A 15128-nucleotide genomic window follows, 5' to 3' on the forward strand; every position below is an offset into this window, starting at 1 on the left:
TTGTGGATAGCGACAGAACAATTTAAAAGCCGGACTGTTTAAACAGCCCAATTTTAAAATTACCCTGAGCAACTATCCCTCCTACCTCAAAAGCTGTTAGGCTTTGAAGTAGGAGGAATAATTTATGGGACTTTATTCACTATTTATGACTAGCCTTAATAATCGTTATTAGCACACTCACCGATGAGGTATGTAGTAGATTCTTCAGTAGGGGGATAATAATTAGAATATTTAGTAGAATATTTAGGCAGAACATTATAAGGGCGAGTATATTCGTATGTTGTTTTCATATCCTGACTTAATTCTAGATCGTCTTTTAGAACAAAAGAAGCCTTTGAATATAACGTATATGCTGCATAACTAGGGAATATTGGAAGCAGCATTTGCTTAGCTAACTGTTTTAATTGCCCAGCTATAGCTTCTCTTTTAGCAAAATCTGTATGTGGGTAACAATCTACAGCTTGTACTTGCTGATATACTTTATTGGAAGATAAACAGACCTTAACTAAGCAATCCCTCTCTGCAGCACTATATCCATCTTGAGCAACAGTCTTGGATACTATAGTAGTCTTATTAACATCCATTTCATAATTACCACGTGCATCTGTAAAATAAATACGAGCACTAATAGCTTTACTATAAACTTGTTCGGCTTTTAGTTGATTTGAAGGTAAAAGAACTCCAGCTAAATTTAACAAAACTATCTGATCATCGGTAGCTTGCCATATATTTGGATCAGCGTCAAGAGCCTTTTTACAAACTATTCTTGCTTCCTCCATTTTATTTGAAGACAAAAGAACGTCAGCAAGAAGCACCAAAATTTTAGAATCCTTTATAGTGTTATATACATCAGGATTCTCTTTAATAACTTCATTCAAAAGTTTTTTAACTTTGTCTTTAGTAATGTTATATTTTGAATCTTGCCAATTAAGCGACGGAATCAAATGAGCTAACTCAGTTAACTCAGCTAAAACCTTTGAGTCAAGAGAAGTAACGGTCTTAACTACGGGAGCTGTGGGGACTGTGGGAGTTGTGGTGTCATTTTGAGCAAGTTGCAAATATGGACTACTAGCTATATCGATATCGCTATATGATGGTGGAGCTGAAGAAGTAGAAAAGTCACCGGCTTCATCCACTTTAGTATCTTTTGTAGGTGAAGCTTTAGCTTTAATTGTCTCTAATTTAGCATTGAATACAGCGTTAGCTTTCTCTAATTCAGCTTTTAATTCAGCTTTGTATTTAGCTTCAAGTTTCTCTATCTGTTCCTGATGTTCAGCACGAGTTAGAGCCGTCTCTAACTTATTGGAAAATTTTTCAACTTGATTTTGAGCTTGTTTAAGTTCTTTTTCAGCTTTCTTTACCTCAGGGCTTACAACTGGAGCTGCAGATGCCGTAGCAACTGTTGGATTTGGGTTGTACTTTGAAGCATAGGTAGCAGCTTTGGCAGCAACTTCTTTATCATTAACTTGGTTAATAAGGTGATTTTGCCATTTTTTAAGGATATCATGAATATCTTGACGTTGTGTAAGATTATATTTCTTTGATTTGTCTTCAAAATACTTCAAAGCTTCATTTGGATCTTTTATTGTACTAAAGTATAAATCAAATATTTGGAAATTATGGCCACTTTCATTCAAATACTTCATTTTTTCACGAGCTTGGTCATATTCTCCAGTCTTAATTAGTGACTGAACGTCTGTTTCGACCTCTTTTAATAACTTATTGCATTGTGAAGAAATGCTTGGTACTTTTGTTTGTACATCTTTATCAAGATTTTTATATATCTTTACCCATATTTCTAGTCCTATTATAGATTTATCTCTATCAGGACTATACCTGTTATACGCATGTAATAAATATTTATTATGTTCTGTAAACTCACCTGCTCGGAAGGCACTAATAGCTAGACCGTGGTATATTCCAAACAATAGTGAGTCTTTTTGTTCCTTTTCTAGAGAAAACTTAGGGGTTTTGATATCGTCATGTAATTTTTTATATTCCTTCTGAGTCTTACTATAATTGAATTGATCGAGATCCATACCGATCTTTTGTACATCACCATATTCTTTATTTAAAGCTCCAAGCCGTACTTGAGCAGATTTAAAATTGGCCTCTAAAATAGGATCAGTACCAGTACTAGTATCATTACTAATACTCCTTAGAAAAGCTCCAAGCATATCTTGTAAAGATTTAAATCTAGCCTCTAAAACAGGATCAGTACTAGTATCATTACCATTAGTTCTTAGGCTAGAGTTCCTACTTAGACTAGCACTCTTATCTTTATCTGGACTAGGTTTCTTCTGAAATATCTGAACTATTTTAGACATAATATCCTCCTGGTATACTTATTGTTTTATTATTTAATTATTAGCAGTTAGATTTTATATTATCTAAACCTGCTGTTAAACTTTAGTTGTACTACACACAGAGCTGTCATCCGAGCTACGGCAGGAATGACAGCGTTTGTACTACTGGTACTCCAGTATTACAACTTTTAGTATGTAGAAATAGGCTCTTGCATAACTTCATTCTTGTAAGGTAATCTTATTGTCAAAATTAAGTAAGGAATTATACATATCTTGTTCCATTTATACTCCTAGCTTAATTTTTTTCCAAAACTTCCTCTTTCATAATTTAGCGATACAAGACGTCTTCAGTATATTAAGACAGGTTTATAGCCGGTAATCAAGTAATATCAAATAACATCACGAAAATTATATTAACAACCCTAATAAATAGTAACTTTTTTGTAACTTATGATATTTTTGCAAATACTTCAAGTTTTTCAGTATAGTTAACCTCAACTATTGATGTAAGACATCGGTTTAATAGCTCCGATGTCATCAACTGTTGAAAGTTAGAAGAGGAAGCGGTTTTAATATGAGGAAAAATGCATTCTTAAAGCGGCTAACGCAAATGCATTTTAAACCTTTCTAAAGCTAGAAACATGATTTTAATCTTTTAAAATCATGTTTTTATTTTAGCAAAATGGATTGCCACGCTCACATACGTTCGCTCGCAATGACGCTGTAGTATAGGTATTTGTAAACTTTTGACAGTTGTGCGTTAGATGCCGTGGCGATCTTGTGAAGTAAGGGTTGCTACTTCGAAGGATTGCCACGTCGGCGATTCCATCGCCTCCTCGCTACTCATCTTCTAGATGAAAAAGTGCTTAAAACACCTAAAGAATAAGGTTTACAAGAATCCTGCGATAAATTTGTAGTCATGCAAATGATATTTTTATTTGACAATGCTAGAATTTAGAGATATAATCTCTTTCATGTATATTACAACTGTTCCAAATAGAAATTCTCGTCCTGCAATATTGCTTCGTACCTCTTATCGCGAAGACGGGAAAGTATTAAATAAAACCCTAGCTAACTTAACTAACTGGGATGATTTACGCATTGAGGCTTTTAAGAAGATGCTTAAAGGTGAATTTGATGGTTTAGATGGTGTTCCTGAGGTTGGTGAAAGTTTTGGGACTATTTTTCTACTAAAAAGAATTGCTGATGAAATTGGTATTACTAAGGCTCTTGGCACTAGAAGCAAAGAAGCTTTATTGAGTCTATTTTTGGTTTTAGCACGCTTTGCTCACCAAGGGTCTAGACTTTCCAGCGTGAAATGGGCGAAATCGCATGCGATATCTGATGTATTATCTGTCGATTTATTTGATGAAAACCATTTATATCAGGCTCTTGAATGGTTAGAAGAAAACCAAGAAAAGATCGAATTAAAATTATTTAAAACTTATCAAAAGAAAAATAACAAGCCGCCTGTTATGCTTTTATATGACGTCACTTCCAGCTATTTCGAAGGAACAGAGAATGAACTTGCGGAATATGGGTACAATCGGGATAAAAAGAAGGGTAAAAAGCAAATAGTGATTGGTCTATTAACTGATGAGTAAAGAATTGGTTGATAAAGCTTACCATAATTTACATGAAGTAGAATCGAATTTTAGCAGTATGAAGACGGGATTACTAGAAGTAAGACCGATTTTTTTAAGGAAAAGCAATAGAACAAAGGGACATGTATTTGTCTGTATGTTGGCATTAAAAATATGGCACTATATGAAAAATAAGTTGAAACAGGGTTGTGGAGTAACTAAGGATGGTAAATATAATGTGACCATTGAGGAAGCATTAAGAGAGCTGGATAAAGTATGTTTTTTATATTACACAATCAAGGGTTGCAAAGTTGCAAGATTACCAAAATTAAGCGAGTTTCAACAAAATTTACTCAGTACAGGACAAAGAGATTAACAAGGTGATAATCGAAGTAAAGATGGTGTTATGGGCTTAATAAATTTTGTTATAACTTCTATCATTTCTTCAATATTCAAAAATATTCTCTGCAAGTAATCTAAGCCATACCTGAATAAGGAGATAGACTTTCTACCGTGTTTTTTAAGCTTTATGGGTCTGATAGAATTTTGCCATTGACCCACAACATAAGCAAAAGTAAATGCTATAGCAAGTAAACCAAGCAATTTACTAATTCTATCTAAATGTATTATATGGGTGTTTTCAAAGTTAAATCCTCGTGTTTTAAGGCAAGCAAAAAGATTTTCTATTTCCCATCTTTTTTTATATATATTTAGTGCTATATTAGGGTTATCATTGGTAGCTATGATTACTAATTCTCCTTGATCATTACGCAATGCCGCTACAGATACTTTAGGTCCTTTATAATTCTTACCCAAATATCTTTTTCCTTTAAACAACATATATTCACCATTCTTCTAACAAACTGTTCTAATAGTTTGTTTATGTTTTTACATAATACGTAGCATTTTGTTTGCTGCTCTTAATTAAATGATTAGCAGTAACTAATTCATCTTCTGCTCTACCAATGGTAAGATTGGCTTTGATTCTAATATAAAATGGTATCATTTTATCAGCTAAAAACTTTAGCCATAAATCACCAATCAACTCCCGATCCCCAAGCAATGCTGACATCTTCTCTATGCCAAATACAGTAATAAACCTTTCCATTAATTGCTGACGTTCAACGTTATTAGAAGTTCCTGCTTTTGGCAACATATCCCACATAATTGGTATAGCAATGCCTTTATGGCAAATAGATAATACTAAAATATTGATGTCAAGCTTACCAAATTTCCAATTTGTCCGATCAAGCACTAATAACCATTGTTCAGCATCAATTCCAGCCAACCTAACCAGTAACTTGGCTAAGGATGTGTAGATAATTCACATTTGGCAAAAAATCTCTGTAATTTCTTATAGCGTGATTCTTGCTTGTCTCCTTTTATCGTTAAGGCAAGTTATGTAAGATTTACATCTCTCACTTGCAGTAATCCTAATATTATTTGTTCTATTAATTTTATACTTGCAAAACTATTAAAAAAGTAGTCTCCTATTAATTGTGATAACGCTGTAATCATTCTCTTGCCTCTTAAGTCTTTAACAACCTAACTAATAGAGCTTTGTCTACGCGTTATCTACTATTTTTTATTCTCTCCTTAATCTCTTTGTCCTGTACTGAGGACAAATATATCAAGTTTAGATAGTCTTTAAATATTAATGCAAATTATAGGAAGAAAGCTTATGAGTACTAGGACTTTAAGGATTACAACTAATAAAAAATTGGTGCCGCTAGTAGGAATTGAACCTACGACCTCATCATTACCAATGATGTGCTCTACCTCTGAGCTATAGCGGCCTAGTTTTAAGAGAAGTCTTAGACTATATGAGTATGATCTTTTTGACATATATTGCTTTATTGGTCAAGCAATAATTTTAAAATAATTACTTAGTCAGTTAGCATTTGAGTGTATAGTGTATAATTAAATTCTTTTTCGTCTAGTAGAAAAAACTCTATTACCATGCGTTTTCAATAATAATTGGTATACTGTAAGGTTTAATAATTATTAGGTCAAATCTAACTTGATAATTTTGGTATTTTGGGTTAGAGCTTAAAAATATACTAGCAGATCTTTTTATTCTTGCTTGTTGATGAGTTGATAATATCCGATCATCAATGTCAGAACGCCTTGCTTTTACTTCTATAAAAACAAGTTGTTTTCCACGTAGGGCGATAATATCAATCTCACCAACATAATATCTTTTACGATGGTGAAGAATTTGATAAAATTTAATTTTATAAATAATAATAGCCACATACTCAGCTATTAAACCGAATGTAATCCTTTTCATAATAATGTTTGCAAGAACTTGAAGAATTGCGAGTACATTCACCGCATAATAGCATATATATCAAGTAGCACTAATGACTTTCATATATAAAAAAAATCGCAGTATACTTAATGCTTTAAAGAATTAGTTGTTGATTCTTATTATGAAAACCCCCATTACACAAAGTATAGATAACAAAGCACCACATAAATGAGCATTTTGTGGTAGCGAGGGAGGGATTTGAACCCCCGACACGCGGATTATGATTCCGCTGCTCTAACCAACTGAGCTACCCCGCCATGATGGAAAGAGCTTCAGAAAATCACATGCTAGACAACTCCAAACAGATTCTGTAAAATTTTAACGTTTAGAGAATTGAGTACTTTTTCTAGCTTTATGCTTACCATATTTTTTCCGTTCTACAACCCTTGAGTCTCTTGTTAAGAAACCGGATTTGCGTAAAATACTATGAAATTCTGGTGCAATTTTGTCAAGAGCTCTAGAAACACCGTGTAGTACAGCACCCAGTTGTCCTGATATTCCACCGCCTCTAACAGTACATATTATATCATATTGTCCAGCAGTATTGGTTACAACAAATGGTCGCAAAAGAGATTTGGTATGAGCTTCACGAGTGAAATATTGCTCCATATTTTTTTTATTGACAATTACCTTACCACTACCACTTTTTAACCAAACTCTAGCAATTGCACTTTTTCTTCTACCTGTACCATAGACTTTATTATCACCGCTTCCTACAGGCGTTTTAGGCTTAACTAACTTACTCTGAACTGTATCGCTTTTGGTTTTTTCACTTTGAACCTTTAATATTGTCATAATTCACTATTTTTTATTCTTTGTATTTTTGCTTGCAAAATCATAAAACTCAGGTTGCTGAGCTTTATGTGGGTGTTCATTCTCTGCATAGATATATAGATTACCCATCTGCTTTGATCCCAAAACATTTCGCGTAATCATTCTTTTTACAGCAAGCTTAACGACACGTTCAGGATACTTACCAGACAGAATTTTTCCAGCTGTTGTATCCTTTATTCCACCTGGGAAACCAGTATGGCGATAATAAAACTTACCATCTTTAAGATCTGATTTTTTACCTGTCAAGCAAATATGCTTGGCATTAATTATTATTACATAATCTCCACAATCTAAATGAGGAGTGAAGGAAGGCTTATGTTTGCCGCGTAAGATTTTAGCTACTTCACTAGCAAGTCTACCTAATACAAGGTCTTTAGCATCTATGACCCACCACTTTTTCTGAATTTGTGATGGTTTTGCAGAATAAGTTTTCACGTTATATATCTTTATTAATTAGAATTAATGTTATCATTGTCCCAACCTAGGCTATACTAAATAGCATTATAATTACTATTTTGTCAAGATAAATGTAAATATATATTTTACTCGATAATCAAGTTTTTCCTTAACCGTCATCGCGAGGCATCTTTAGATGCCGTGGTGATCCAAGTAAACAACGGAGCTGTTTTTTCTAGTACGCTTCGCGTATCCTAGATTGCCGCGTCGCCACTTTCAGCGGCTTCTCGCAATGACGTATTTTTTAATAACTCTAAAAAATTTGATTATCGAGTTTTACATAGTTTCTTGACTAATCGACAAACATAATTTTTTTATCAGTAGCAAAATACATACTACCACAGCAGGTTTTTCCGTGATATTCAATATTTTTAGTAATTTTAGTAATCTGTGGAGTAGTGCTTAAATTACCATTAACATCTGATTGGAAACTATATAATTCACCTTTAGTGGAAATAATATTTAGATTCCACTCTTCTGCCTCAGCTACCTTACCAATTATAGGAGCTAGGAATGATGAGGCTTTAACTTTCTTAATATCTTTCCCATCATTTAGATCTGCTACAAATTTGACTTTACCAAAATCAGTACTTACAGCAGCTACTTGTCCAGCATTATTTGTTATAAATAAACTATTACCCGCTAACAACATTGATTGCACATCATAAGCTTTGGTTTGCCAAAGAATATTACCCGTCATAATATCTAGCTTGACTATCTTACCAGCACTATTAGCTATATATATATGAGAGTTATTGACAATAGGTTTGCATAATATAGACGCTGCCTCAAAATTCGGTAAACCTATTTCTTGATGACTAGATAAATCGTTAGTCCATAGAACTTGGCCGCTACCTGCTTCTAGAGCAAGAATTTGTCCTGAATTATAGTTTACTATTACATGATTATTTTGTACTATTGGGCTAACATGGTAACTTGATGACAAAGTTTCTACTACACCTTCATGTTGCCAAACAAAATTTAAGTTATCAATATTAATCGCTAATATTTGATTAGTTACTGTTTGAACTACAATAGTATGATTATTAATTAATACCGGTTTTACTCTAGTAATATCAGGCAACTCTTTTCTAATTATTTCATGACCTGACCTACTATCTAATACTACCAAGAATCTTGAACCATAGGTAACATATAGTTTATCATTGTGGCATAAGATCCCTCCACCAACATAATAATCACTCTTGTTAGTGCTGATATTATATGACCACATAATAGATTTATCTTTCATAGAAAAAGCGGAAATATTACCTTTAGTATCAATGGTATAGGCAACAGCTTTATTAAAAACTGGCTCTGATATTATTTTATATTTTGCAACAGTATATTCCTTATTTTGAAGCTGTTCAGGGCTAAATATATTTGTTTTTACAGAATCTATTTGAATTGTTTCATTACTTTCTACAGATAATCTAGGAGTTAATTCTACAATATTTTTAATCTTTTTAGCTCCAAGACCGCAAGAAGTCAGAATAAAAGGTAGTAAGAAAATAATTAATCGTTGTTTTATCATAATTTAAGCCTTTGTTGTTACGCGAATTAGGGATAAGAATTTGTCAATTCTTATCCCTAATTCGGTGAAATTATAGAAACAATCAGATTTGAGACGGCTCTGCATCTGATTGTTAAATTAATATTTTGCTAGAAACATGATTTTAATCTTTTAAAATCATGTTTCTAGCTTTAGAAAGGTTTAAAATGCATTCGCAAAACCGCTTTAAGAATGCATTTTTCCTTATATTAAAGCCAATTAGGGATAAGAATTAACTAATTCTTATCCCTAATTGAAGTTTATTGTAAGTTTGAAAGTAAAGCTTTAGCCTGCTCTTTAACTACTTGAGTTGTACTTTCTAGTGATATTACCTTTTTCAAAGTATTTTCTGCTAAATCTTTTGAGTTGTTGTTAATATACCAAATTGCTCTGATAATATTTGCAGTACCAAAGAATGGTTTATTCTCATCATCAAAATAATTTAAATATTCCTCGATTTCATTAATGTTTACGTTAGATAAATTTGTTTCGTCTATCATTAAACTTAGCCAAACTAGACGTGCATATGCACTTGTTAATTCGGCATAATTCTTGTTATCAATAATTTTCTTTAATAAAGTTCTAGCCTCTATAAAATCTCCTTGTTGTATTTTTATACTGACTTGTTCGATAGCAGCAAGCTCTCCTACTTTATTATTACTTGTTTCAATTAAATTATCCAACGACTTTATGGTTAGGTCTTTGTTGTCATTGATAAGCGACATAGACTTAACTAAAATATCACCTGTCTTTTGATTATTCTTTATTTTCTTACCGTCAAGCCAATTGTTTATTAGCATAAATAATACAACTATTAGTGCGAAGATTATAGTTATAGGCAGAAGTTTTTTAAAGTAATAAAGTTTCTTTTCTTCATTTTTATCATTTAAGACTTCTTCTAAAATGTCAGTCATTATTATTTACCTTTTTGTTCATAAGAACCTAACGCTTACAAGCAAATTTGGTTCTTGCATCCTTAGCTCTTTTTATTGATGTAGCTGATCTACTAGGAAACTCTGTTTCAAGTTTATCAAGAATAGAGCATGCCTCTTGTATTTTCTTCAATTCCCCAAGAGATAATGCTAATTTTAACAATGAGTCAGAAGCTTTAGAGCCTTTTGGTGATTGTTTGTAACCTTTTAGATAATTTATAGCTGCTTTATCAAACATATTACGTCTAAAAAAAGATTCTCCATACCAAAAATACGCATTACTTACCAAAGGACTATTAGAGTAATTTTTTAAAAAATTTGCAAATTTTTCTTCTGCATCGGTTAATTTATTATCTTTTAAAGAGGCAAGTGCTAAGTCATAAAGTTGCTTATCTTTTGCTATCCCCGAAATGGGTTTTGCAGTATCATACGACGCAACTTCCTTTTGCACTTCTTTAGTAGATGGTATTTCAAATACATCGCCAACTATAGAATCATCTGATAAATTTTTTGCTGTACTAGTATCTTCAGAACTTATTACCTCTTGTTTTGTAGAGCCTAAAATTCTTTCTAATTTGGCAATAGTATGTTCAATTATTTCGACTCTACCAAGTAAGTGCTGATTCTCTTTCTCCAAAATATCTAATCTTTCTGTGCAATCATTAGATGAATCAAATTTCAAACCTTTTCTAGTAATTTGATTTCCAGCAAATACTTGCGTAGAAATCAAAATAATCAATAAATGTATAGCAATTGCTTTCATGAATTAATATTTAATTTAAATGTTATAAAACCATCTGAGTATACTAGAAAAATTATAGTAATCCACTTAAATAGCTTTTGGCATCTGTTGCAATATAAAGTTTTTCACTTTCTCAAACGCTGTGTTTTCAATCTGCCTAATTCTTTCCTTAGAGATTTTATATTCAATACTAAGAGTATCGAGAGTTTTTGGAGAATCTTTTAATTTACGCTCAGTGAGAATATGCAATTCACGATCATTTAATATCTTCATCGCTTGTGTTAACAAATTATGTTTATTAACAGAATCCTCTTGGCTAATTAATCTTAGCTCTTGGCTTGGACGAGTTTCCGGTAAAAATTCAATTAGTTCGCTATCACTGTTATCATTTCCACTATTTACCAAATTATTCAATGATAAGTCCGGACCAGATAGCCTAGAATTCATTTCACTAACTTCATTCTTAGTCACTCCAAGTTCTTGAGCAATTTGAACAAAATCTTGATCTGTAACAGCTCTTGAATATAGGTTAGTAATTTTATGCTTAATTTTACCAAGGCTAAAAAATAACTTTTTTTGTGCTGCCGTAGTACCCATTTTAACCAAAGACCAAGACCTTAGGACATATTCATGGATTGAAGCTTTAATCCACCACAAAGCATAAGTAGACAGACGAAAACCTAAATCAGGATTATATTTCTTTACTGCTTGCATAAGACCTAAATTCCCTTCTGACACAAGCTCATTTAGAGGTAACCCATAATTTCTATATCTAATGGCAATTTTTGCTACCAATTTCAAGTGACTAGTTACTAACTTATGAGCAGCTTCTAGGTCATTCTGCTCAAGATAGGCTTTGGCAAGTAGAAATTCTTCCTCTTGTGAAAGTGACGGAACTTTATTGATCTTTTGCAAATATTGATAAAACCCTGATTCTGCAGAAATTACTGGCACACTGATTTTGTTAGTCATATAATACCTTTAAAATAGATTCCTTTACTTAGGGGATATATTAGAATGAGTACATAATATCATAAGTTTAAGATGTTTTAAATAGACTTCTTGTAAAAAATTGAAATTTGACTCTTTATAGCTAACCCGATTAGCATTATTCTGTCATTGTGAGACCGCGTAGTGGTCGTGGCAATCTACATTTATTAGATTGCTTCGTCGCTACTAAAGTAGCTCCTCGCAATGACGGTTTATAGGCGTATATGTCATTGCGAACGAACGTATGTGAGCGTGGCAATCCATGAAGCTTGTCATATAGATTGCTTCGTCGACCTTACGGCTTCCTCGCAATGACAGAGTAATACTAATCGGGTTAGCTATATAATTAAGAGAGAGTATAGTGTTACAAAAATCTAATAGAAATTTTGCCTTAGCCCTAGTTAGTTTAGTACTTAGCATGGTTTTTTTAAGCTTTGCATCAATACCAATTTACAATCTATTTTGTAAAGTCACTGGATATGGTGGCACTACCACAAGACAAGAGCTCAATATATATTCTCCTAAAAAAGGAACTAGAACCATAACTATAGAATTTGATTCCAATGTTGACAGTAAATTGCCTTGGCGATTTATTCCTAAGCAAAGAAGGTCTAAAGTTACCCTAGGACAAAATACACTAATTTTTTATGAGTCTGAAAATTTAAGTAACGATGATATAATAGGAACTTCTATTTATAATGTTACACCTAATAAAGCTGGTAAATATTTTGTTAAAATACATTGTTTTTGTTTTGAAGAACAGTTATTAAAAGCAGGAGAAAAAATGTTGATGCCAGTGACATTTTTTATAGACTCTGATTTTGAGGAAGATAAAGAAATGAATGATGTGGATACAATAACCCTATCTTATAGCTTTTATAAGGTAAGAACCATTGAAAAAGATTCAATGAAATTCAAATAATAATTTAAAAAACTAAAAGTTTAGTATATTATAACCTCAAATATTGATGTAAGGCATCGGTTAATAGCCTAGGGTGTTATCCTATAACTGTTGAAAGTTAAAAAACCGTCATTGTGAGCGAACGTACGTGAGCGTGGCAATCCATGAAGCTTGTCATATAGATCAACTATGTTCGCAATAAAAATTTAAATAAATTTGGTTTAAATTTTTATTGCTTGTGCAGAGCTAGTTAAATCACGTAACTTAGCGTTTGCAATCACAATGATTTTACGCATTAATGCTACCATCGCCACCATTTTCTTTTTTCCTCTATTGATCAATTTCTCATAAAATACCTTCAGTTCAGAGTTAGAATTTCTAGCAGCCATAGCAGCTACAAACAACATAGGTCTAACAAAATTTCGACCATGACCTGTATGTCTATATCCGCTATATCTACCGCTATCATTAGATATTGGTGCAACACCTACTAATGATGCTATTTGTTTGCGGTTCAATGTACCAAGTTCAGGTAACAAAGCTATAAGCTCATTAGATACTACTGCGCCTATACCACTAATAGTTTGCAGAGTCTCTTTCTTAGCTTGCAAGAGCTTATCTTTTGCTATTAAGTCATCTATTTCTTTAGTAATAGATGCAATTTGTTCTTCTAGTACTTCGATCATTTTAACACAACTAGACTTGATTAAATCAGCTCTCGGGGACTGAAACCTATTTTTTTCTGCAATCAACATTTGTTTAAGATCGTTCCTACGTCCTACTAATTCATACAAGTTTAAAGCTTGCTTAGATTGTACTTTAAATAGCTCTAATCTTTCTGATCGTTCAAAACCATAAAGTGCTAGAGCTTTAGCGTCAAGACTGTCAGTTTTAGCTGCATTACCAAAAGACCTAATAAAGTTTTTAACTTTACGAGTATTGGCTCTATGTACAGCAAAACCCTGATTGCAAAGCGTTAGTAATAGTTCCATTTCATATCCACCAGTAGTTTCTAAAACACACAATGCAGAACTAATCTCTTTTTTGTAATCCTTGATAAAATCAGCTATTCCATTAGAGTTGTTATTATATTCTTTAGTTTCTTTTTTTCCATGAATAGCAACAACAAAATTGAATTTTCCTATATCAAGACCGATAAAATTATTATATAATAGCATAATACCTCGAAGACTTTTAATGTTGTTTACGATTGTAAGCGGGCGTGCAAAGGCATCCCAATCAACTATTCAAACGTCTCGGGGATTTGGGCTAGAGTACCAATATCCATTCGGTCTTAAAACCAATTGCTTCACGGTCGCTCACGCCTGCACAGCGATAGTCATTTATATTATTAATGACTATCGCTGTAATACCCCCTTATAAGTCAGTATAAATCATTATTTACATTGACTTCAATATCTATTATATCATACTTTTAACTTACAATTGCTTCGTCGACCTACGGTCTCCTCGCTAATAGACGATTTTTTAACTTTCAACAGTTGTGGACATCACCTCTAATGCCGATGATTACTTGAGCCTACTATTAATTTATTACATCAATACTCGAGGTTATTATACTCAAGTGATTTGAAGAATTGGAACGTAAAACAAGGGGTGAGCGAGCGGAGCGTACAATGAGTACGTGAATACCCCGAAGTTTTGCGGAGCCAATTCTTCAAAGCAGAAGAGTATATACCGTTCATTCAATTTATTATTATATATTATGACCATAACAATTCATTCACAAGAAAACTTTAAGAAAATGCATATTGCAGGCAAACTTGCTGCAGAAACCCTAGATTTTATTACTGATTACGTAAAACCAGGAGTGAGTACGATCTATTTAAATGATCTTTGCCATGAGTTTATTGTGTCCAATAATGCAATCCCCGCACCTTTGAACTATAATGGGTTTCCAAAATCAATTTGCACTTCTGTTAATCATGTAGTATGCCATGGTATTCCAAATGATAAACTCCTTAAAAATGGCGATATAATAAATATCGACGTTACTGTAATTGTCGATGGATGGTATGGTGATACTAGTAGAATGTATTATGTTGGTGATGTAGGAATTAAAGCAAAACGCTTAGTACAGGTTACTTATGATGCTATGATGATAGGAATTGAACTAGTAAAACCAGGAGTACATTTAGGAGATATCGGAAATGCTATACAAACTTATGTTGAAAAACATAATTATTCAGTTGTTAGAAATTATACTGGTCACGGGATAGGACGTATATTTCATACAGAACCGACAGTTCTACATTATGGCAAAGCTGGCACTGGCTTGGTCTTGGAGGAAGGTATGTTTTTTACTATTGAACCAATGGTAAATGCTGGACATCACTCCACTCATCTAAGTAAATTAGACGGTTGGACAGTCACAACAAGTGATAAATCATTATCAGCACAATTTGAGCATAGTTTAGGCGTAACCAAAGATGGTTTTGACATTTTTACTTTATCACCAAAACATTTGATACATCCACCTTATAAAACAGACTTATTGTAA

General features: G+C 32.8%; 15 protein-coding genes and 2 tRNA genes. 4 read left to right on the forward strand and 13 right to left on the reverse strand.

Features of this window, described 5'->3' with window-relative positions; all coding sequences use genetic code 11:
- Positions 1-155 precede the first annotated feature (155 nt).
- Complete coding sequence (locus tag AAGD45_RS01505; protein WP_341761692.1) at positions 156-2327, reverse strand: hypothetical protein; 2172 nt, start codon at positions 2325-2327, stop codon at positions 156-158.
- 923 nt (positions 2328-3250) lie between these two features.
- Between AAGD45_RS01505 and AAGD45_RS01510 the strand changes: the two genes are divergently transcribed.
- On the forward strand, positions 3251-3910 hold the full coding sequence (locus AAGD45_RS01510; RefSeq protein ID WP_341761693.1) for a hypothetical protein: 660 nt from the start codon (positions 3251-3253) through the stop codon (positions 3908-3910).
- Positions 3903-4265, forward strand: a complete 363-nt coding sequence (locus AAGD45_RS01515) for a hypothetical protein (RefSeq protein ID WP_341761694.1) — start codon at positions 3903-3905, stop codon at positions 4263-4265. The genes AAGD45_RS01510 and AAGD45_RS01515 overlap by 8 nt, the downstream gene beginning before the upstream one ends.
- On the opposite strand, the gene AAGD45_RS01520 is transcribed toward AAGD45_RS01515, so the two are convergent.
- From AAGD45_RS01520 to rpoH, 11 genes are all read right to left on the reverse strand, one after another.
- A complete protein-coding gene (locus AAGD45_RS01520; protein ID WP_341761695.1) occupies positions 4262-4729 on the reverse strand; it encodes a transposase in 468 nt (155 codons plus the stop codon). The two genes, AAGD45_RS01515 and AAGD45_RS01520, sit on opposite strands and share 4 nt — an antisense overlap.
- Positions 4730-4769: 40 nt before the next feature.
- A complete protein-coding gene (locus tag AAGD45_RS01525; protein WP_341761696.1) occupies positions 4770-5177 on the reverse strand; it encodes a hypothetical protein in 408 nt (135 codons plus the stop codon).
- 433 nt (positions 5178-5610) lie between these two features.
- Positions 5611-5685: transfer RNA gene (locus AAGD45_RS01530), tRNA-Thr, on the reverse strand.
- A gap of 158 nt (positions 5686-5843) precedes the next feature.
- Positions 5844-6143 (reverse strand): YraN family protein, encoded by a 300-nt coding sequence (locus AAGD45_RS01535; protein WP_341761697.1) that lies wholly within the window; start codon positions 6141-6143, stop codon positions 5844-5846.
- A 237-nt stretch (positions 6144-6380) separates the two neighbouring features.
- Positions 6381-6457: transfer RNA gene (locus AAGD45_RS01540), tRNA-Met, on the reverse strand.
- Positions 6458-6518: 61 nt separating this feature from the next.
- Positions 6519-6995: a 30S ribosomal protein S9 gene (rpsI, locus tag AAGD45_RS01545; protein ID WP_341761698.1), complete on the reverse strand. Its 477-nt coding sequence runs from the start codon at positions 6993-6995 to the stop codon at positions 6519-6521.
- Positions 6996-7001: 6 nt separating this feature from the next.
- Entirely contained in the window at positions 7002-7469 is a 468-nt protein-coding gene (gene rplM, locus AAGD45_RS01550) for a 50S ribosomal protein L13 (protein ID WP_341761699.1), read from the reverse strand.
- A gap of 313 nt (positions 7470-7782) precedes the next feature.
- Positions 7783-9021 (reverse strand): PQQ-binding-like beta-propeller repeat protein, encoded by a 1239-nt coding sequence (locus tag AAGD45_RS01555; RefSeq protein ID WP_341762180.1) that lies wholly within the window; start codon positions 9019-9021, stop codon positions 7783-7785.
- A 281-nt stretch (positions 9022-9302) separates the two neighbouring features.
- On the reverse strand, positions 9303-9956 hold the full coding sequence (locus tag AAGD45_RS01560) for a DUF2659 family protein (protein WP_341761700.1): 654 nt from the start codon (positions 9954-9956) through the stop codon (positions 9303-9305).
- A 28-nt stretch (positions 9957-9984) separates the two neighbouring features.
- Entirely contained in the window at positions 9985-10737 is a 753-nt protein-coding gene (ybgF, locus tag AAGD45_RS01565; protein WP_341761701.1) for a tol-pal system protein YbgF, read from the reverse strand.
- Between the two features lie 66 nt (positions 10738-10803).
- The gene (rpoH, locus tag AAGD45_RS01570; RefSeq protein ID WP_341761702.1) at positions 10804-11688 is read right to left on the reverse strand and encodes an RNA polymerase sigma factor RpoH; all 885 of its coding nucleotides are present in this window, start codon (positions 11686-11688) and stop codon (positions 10804-10806) included.
- Between the two features lie 379 nt (positions 11689-12067).
- Between rpoH and AAGD45_RS01575 the strand changes: the two genes are divergently transcribed.
- Positions 12068-12628, forward strand: coding sequence for a cytochrome c oxidase assembly protein (locus AAGD45_RS01575; protein ID WP_341748108.1), 561 nt, complete (start codon positions 12068-12070; stop codon positions 12626-12628).
- A 200-nt stretch (positions 12629-12828) separates the two neighbouring features.
- On the opposite strand, the gene AAGD45_RS01580 is transcribed toward AAGD45_RS01575, so the two are convergent.
- Positions 12829-13785: a transposase gene (locus AAGD45_RS01580; RefSeq protein WP_341760848.1), complete on the reverse strand. Its 957-nt coding sequence runs from the start codon at positions 13783-13785 to the stop codon at positions 12829-12831.
- Positions 13786-14333: 548 nt separating this feature from the next.
- Here AAGD45_RS01580 and map point away from each other — a divergent pair.
- Positions 14334-15128 (forward strand): type I methionyl aminopeptidase, encoded by a 795-nt coding sequence (map, locus tag AAGD45_RS01585; protein WP_341761703.1) that lies wholly within the window; start codon positions 14334-14336, stop codon positions 15126-15128.

The organism is Candidatus Tisiphia endosymbiont of Thecophora atra (assembly GCF_964026395.1).
Lineage (GTDB): Bacteria > Pseudomonadota > Alphaproteobacteria > Rickettsiales > Rickettsiaceae > Tisiphia.

Coding starts and splice junctions, on each gene's coding strand:
- AAGD45_RS01505 (WP_341761692.1), bottom strand. CDS start 2,327: ATGTCTAAAATAGTTCAGATATTTCAGAAGAAACCTAGTCCAGATAAA.
- AAGD45_RS01510 (WP_341761693.1), top strand. CDS start 3,251: ATGCTAGAATTTAGAGATATAATCTCTTTCATGTATATTACAACTGTT.
- AAGD45_RS01515 (WP_341761694.1), top strand. CDS start 3,903: ATGAGTAAAGAATTGGTTGATAAAGCTTACCATAATTTACATGAAGTA.
- AAGD45_RS01520 (WP_341761695.1), bottom strand. CDS start 4,729: ATGTTGTTTAAAGGAAAAAGATATTTGGGTAAGAATTATAAAGGACCT.
- rpsI (WP_341761698.1), bottom strand. CDS start 6,995: ATGACAATATTAAAGGTTCAAAGTGAAAAAACCAAAAGCGATACAGTT.
- AAGD45_RS01560 (WP_341761700.1), bottom strand. CDS start 9,956: ATGACTGACATTTTAGAAGAAGTCTTAAATGATAAAAATGAAGAAAAG.
- ybgF (WP_341761701.1), bottom strand. CDS start 10,737: ATGAAAGCAATTGCTATACATTTATTGATTATTTTGATTTCTACGCAA.
- rpoH (WP_341761702.1), bottom strand. CDS start 11,688: ATGACTAACAAAATCAGTGTGCCAGTAATTTCTGCAGAATCAGGGTTT.
- AAGD45_RS01580 (WP_341760848.1), bottom strand. CDS start 13,785: ATGCTATTATATAATAATTTTATCGGTCTTGATATAGGAAAATTCAAT.
- map (WP_341761703.1), top strand. CDS start 14,334: ATGACCATAACAATTCATTCACAAGAAAACTTTAAGAAAATGCATATT.